Source organism: Nodularia sp. LEGE 04288 (assembly GCF_963896525.1).
In the GTDB taxonomy this organism is placed as follows: domain Bacteria; phylum Cyanobacteriota; class Cyanobacteriia; order Cyanobacteriales; family Nostocaceae; genus Nodularia.
In genome coordinates, this window is record NZ_CAWQOY010000061.1 from 1 (window position 1) to 4,416 (window position 4,416).

The following is a 4,416-nucleotide window of genomic DNA, read 5'->3' on the forward strand; positions in this document are numbered from 1 at the left end:
TCTTGAGCCAAAAAGGTTTTCCATCCCTAAAAACCGAATTTCACTGTAAATCCGGTTCCCCTCCTCGCTTGCTACCGTGTACACACAAATCTTATCAAGTTGCCTAACAGCGTTTCGATCCCCCCTAGCCCCCCTTGAGAAGGGGGGAAATTTTCTTAAAGTCCCCCTTTTTAAGGGGGATTTAGGGGGATCAGATCACTTGTGTGTACACCGTAGGCAAGCGAGGAGGGGAACTAGATTTCCGCTTAAATCTTGTTTTTAAGTCAATTACTTTTGCACAATATACACACCTAAAAACCTAAGTCAGCTTTTGCTAATTCCGCCGCAGCGAACACTTCTGCATCTGGTTTTTCTTCCCAAGCGGGGTCACCGATTTCTGCATAGAAAGTTGCGTCATAAGGACGAGTTTTTACAACCACCGGCATGGGTACAGCATGACCTAAAATTAAAGCTTGTTGCTTAGAATCTAATTTAGCTAATACTGACCGCAAACCACCCGCACCAGATACACCTGTAAAAATGGCATCAATATCTTTATCATCATTGAGCAAAGCGGTGATTCGTGTCCCAATTTGAGACATTACTTCATTATCAATCCCCGATGGACGTTGGTCTACAACTAACAAAGTTACAAAATATTTTCGCAGTTCCCTGGCAATAGTTCCAAAGATTGTACTTTGTACCACTCCTGGGTCAAGGAAACGGTGCGCCTCTTCAATGGTAATCATTAATGGTGTGGGGCGATCGCATGGATTCTTGCTTTGTAAAAATTTATCGGCTTTCTTGACATAATGTTCATGAATGCGTCTGGTGATCATATTAGTCACCAACATATAAGAAAGCATATTGGACTGGGAACCAAATTCTATCACTACGTTTTTCCCAGCTTCCAAACACTGCACAATTTTACTAATATAATTCTGGGGGCAAACTCCTCGCATATACTTTAAACTATCCATGCGGAGGAGTTTACGCTGCAATCCCATAATTGAACCTTTATGTCCCCGCTTTTCGTCGCAGAACATTTCGATTTCTTCGTTAGTCATATTCAGCAATTGGACTATCCAAGATTTGCCGAACTCGCTATACAAAATATTCGCGTTATCCAAAGCTGCATCCGATAATCCTAAATCTCGACTGCATAACTTGATATCTTCAACTTCAATTTGCTCGTAACTTAAATATAGTTCTTGAGCATCACGCACACCCCGGCGTTTTGTAGATTCGGGATCAAGGGTGTAGACTTCTACTTTACCAGGAAATAGTTGCTTTAAGCCTTTAACAGTATTCACGTTTTTACCTTCGGCTACTGCTTCCCAGCCATACTCGGAGTGCATATCAAATATCAAGTTGACTGCCGCATTTTTGCGGATGACTCCGGCTAAAAGTAAACGTGTCAGGAAGGATTTACCAGTCCCCGATTTACCAAATACTCCATTACTGCGTTCAACAAAGCGGTTTAAATCGATACAAACAGGCACATCCATATCTAAGGGTTTACCGATAGAGAAATTTCGCCTTTGGGGGTCATCTTCCCAACCAAATACTCGACGAAAATCATCCACACTGGCTTCGTAAACTTGGCTAAAGTGACTGGGAATAGTTTTCACCGGGAGTAATTCCATCGTGGTACTAGTTTGAGCCTGAAATGACGCTAAACCAGTTGCTGATGGGACAAAACCGTTAGCTGATTTGCCATTATTGGATGACAAACATTCATCAGATTCGGGTGTGAACATCAACATCGGTGAGAGGTTGATAGTACCGTATGTACCACTACCAGCTAAAACTTCTCGTAAAAAGGTGTCTTCCCAATTGGGGGGACTAGCAATAATGCGATCATTCGCAGTTCCCAATGCGACATCTGTCAGCATACAGAAAAAGCGCGATCGCAGTCCATGCACAACTAAAAATTTACCTACCCGCATATCTTCAACCGAAATATCCGGGTGTAGTCGTACTTCTAATCCCCCAGTCAGAGAACCTTGGATTACTGAACCTAATGGTTGTACCGAATTCATTAGTTACATGATTGTGGGTGCGCTATCTGATGATGAACTGTACTGTGAGAGAGAAAATAGGCTGATCAATTGAATGAGGTACAGATTTATTTGTATTTATCTGTATAGCCTACGTCTACATCTGTGGTTCCTAACTTTTTCAAAATTCCCTCACCACATCATCCCATCATCTAATCAATTTGAATAGAAGTCGGTACTGATCCAGCGGTCGGTAAACTCATTAATGGTTTACGGAATTGAGCATATAAGCGATCGCGCCAATTAAAGAATGGTTGATAATCAGGATTATCCGCTAATCCCGGTACACCTTTACCTCGCAGACCAACTGGTAAATCCAGATAAGCTCCTTCGGGGAACTTCAGCAAAATTGATAAACCAGCCACTGCTAAGTCAGCTAAGGTTGGCTCATCTCCGGTTAAATATGGACTATCCGCTAATAATAGTGTTAACGATTCTAAATCTTGTTTCAAGTCGGCGATCGCTGATTTGATCACATTGGGACTAAAACCCACCCCAAAACCCAAAACAGTCAACACATCACTGGGTACTCCAGCCACTAAATTTTTGAAGATATCAGGTGTGGAATTAGGTAATAAAGACTGGCGGAAATTTTGGTCTTGACTAATGGCAGAGAAAAGAGCTTTTCTGCCTTTGACAGCTATGGACTCATCTGCCCATTCTTCGATCAATAAGCATAAACCCCGCTGCTTTGGATCTTGAGGTATGAGTGGGCGCTCAGGATATTCTAAGTCTAAATATTTAGCAATTTCCGTAGAATCAACAATATATCTACTACCGTCTTTTAAAACTGGCACTTGCCTTTGACCAGTCAGGCGGACTAAATCGACTTGTCCCATCCCAGGCGTAACTTCTATCTTACGGTAATTTAGACCTTTATAATCTAGGATTAACCGCACTTTCTCTGAGTAGTGAGATAATTCCCATTGGTATAATTCCAGCATAATCTATAGTGTTAACAGATTAATTGAACAATGCTCTCATTGTATCTTTAGTTCAAGTAATTTTCCTGAGAAATTCAGCAATTTATCTGGAAACCTCTCCACAAAACAGACTATTTTCGGCTATTTATGGGCAATTAAGTCATTTATATCAGAAACTTATTGCCTGATTGATTAAAATATTGCACAAACAAAATTCATGGATAAATATACTCAAATTACGTAATTTTCAGATTCAGGTGTTCAAAAATCTAAATCCTCACAGAACATCATCCTATTCACCAACAACCTTGATGCTTGATTTAGATATTTGGCGTAGCGAAGTGTTATAAATCTTTATGTGACCTGTAAAACTGAAAGACAAACAAAATTTATGAAGACAAATTACAGCAAATTCTTGACCAAATTGGCTGGTGTAGTCGGTTTAGCGAGCGTTAGCCTCCTAGTGACTTTACCATCTAGAGCCAATCAGGTAACCAATAATTTAGTAGCACAGGCTGGTCGTGGAGTCCTAAATCCTAGACCCAGTATTTTCAATGAGCCTCCCTATAACCGTGGTCCTCGGACTACCACTCCGGCTACACCAACCCCAGGAGTCAGACCAGGAGTCACACCAACACCCCCTACAACTCCTACAACTCCTACAACTCCTACAACTCCTCCGGAAGCAGGGACACAAAACCAAACTTTGTTAGCATTGGCAGAGTCTAGCCCTAACTTTAAAACCTTAACCGCAGCTTTAAAAGCAGCCGGATTGACAGAAGCTTTGCAAGGTAAAGATAACTTAACGGTATTTGCTCCCACTGACGCTGCATTTGCTAAATTACCCGCAGATGCTGTGAGCGATTTGTTGAAGCCAGAGAATAAAGAAGTTTTGTTGCAGCTATTAACTTACCATGTTGTCAGTGGTACGGTTTTATCGACTGATTTGAAATCGGGCGAAGTCCAAAGCCTTGAAGGTGGTGCAATCACTGTCAAAGTGAGTCCTGATGGTGTAATGGTAAATGACGCTAAGGTAGTTCAGGCAGATATCAAAGGTAGTAATGGTGTAATACACGCGATCGATCAGGTGATTTTACCTCCTGACTTGTAGGTTTGAAGCAGAGGTTGAATCGCGATCGCAATTACAGCTATTCTCAGGTAAATGAAACACACAACCGAAATTCAAACCCTGTAAAGACTAAGCATCACCAGTCTCTAAACTTTGGTCTAATTAACCAAAAAATGCTGTAATATCCCAGCTAGAATCAAATCCCGTGCAGATGTTAGTTCTGGCGGGATTTTTCTGTAATCTTCACGCCGAAACATCTATAGCAATCGCCAAGGTAATTTAAGCATAGAATGTAACAATACCTTTTTCTATGGAGGGAGGCGATCGCTATATGCCCAAGTCGTACAGTTACGACCTTCGTCAAAAGGTCATCCAAGCTATCGAA

The 4,416-nt window shown here is 41.4% G+C and carries 3 protein-coding genes; 1 reads left to right on the forward strand and 2 read right to left on the reverse strand.

Features of this window, described 5'->3' with window-relative positions; genetic code table 11:
* Window positions 1-290 precede the first annotated feature (290 nt).
* The gene (locus tag AACX33_RS04780) at window positions 291-2,021 is read right to left on the reverse strand and encodes a helicase HerA domain-containing protein (protein ID WP_194001069.1); all 1,731 of its coding nucleotides are present in this window, start codon (window positions 2,019-2,021) and stop codon (window positions 291-293) included.
* Between the two features lie 170 nt (window positions 2,022-2,191).
* The gene (locus AACX33_RS04785; RefSeq protein ID WP_194001071.1) at window positions 2,192-2,983 is read right to left on the reverse strand and encodes a glutathione S-transferase; all 792 of its coding nucleotides are present in this window, start codon (window positions 2,981-2,983) and stop codon (window positions 2,192-2,194) included.
* A 370-nt stretch (window positions 2,984-3,353) separates the two neighbouring features.
* On the opposite strand from AACX33_RS04785, the gene AACX33_RS04790 reads away from it, so the two are divergent.
* The gene (locus tag AACX33_RS04790; protein ID WP_194001073.1) at window positions 3,354-4,073 is read left to right on the forward strand and encodes a fasciclin domain-containing protein; all 720 of its coding nucleotides are present in this window, start codon (window positions 3,354-3,356) and stop codon (window positions 4,071-4,073) included.
* Window positions 4,074-4,416 lie beyond the last annotated feature (343 nt).

Coding starts and splice junctions, on each gene's coding strand:
- AACX33_RS04780 (WP_194001069.1), bottom strand. CDS start 2,021: ATGAATTCGGTACAACCATTAGGTTCAGTAATCCAAGGTTCTCTGACT.
- AACX33_RS04785 (WP_194001071.1), bottom strand. CDS start 2,983: ATGCTGGAATTATACCAATGGGAATTATCTCACTACTCAGAGAAAGTG.
- AACX33_RS04790 (WP_194001073.1), top strand. CDS start 3,354: ATGAAGACAAATTACAGCAAATTCTTGACCAAATTGGCTGGTGTAGTC.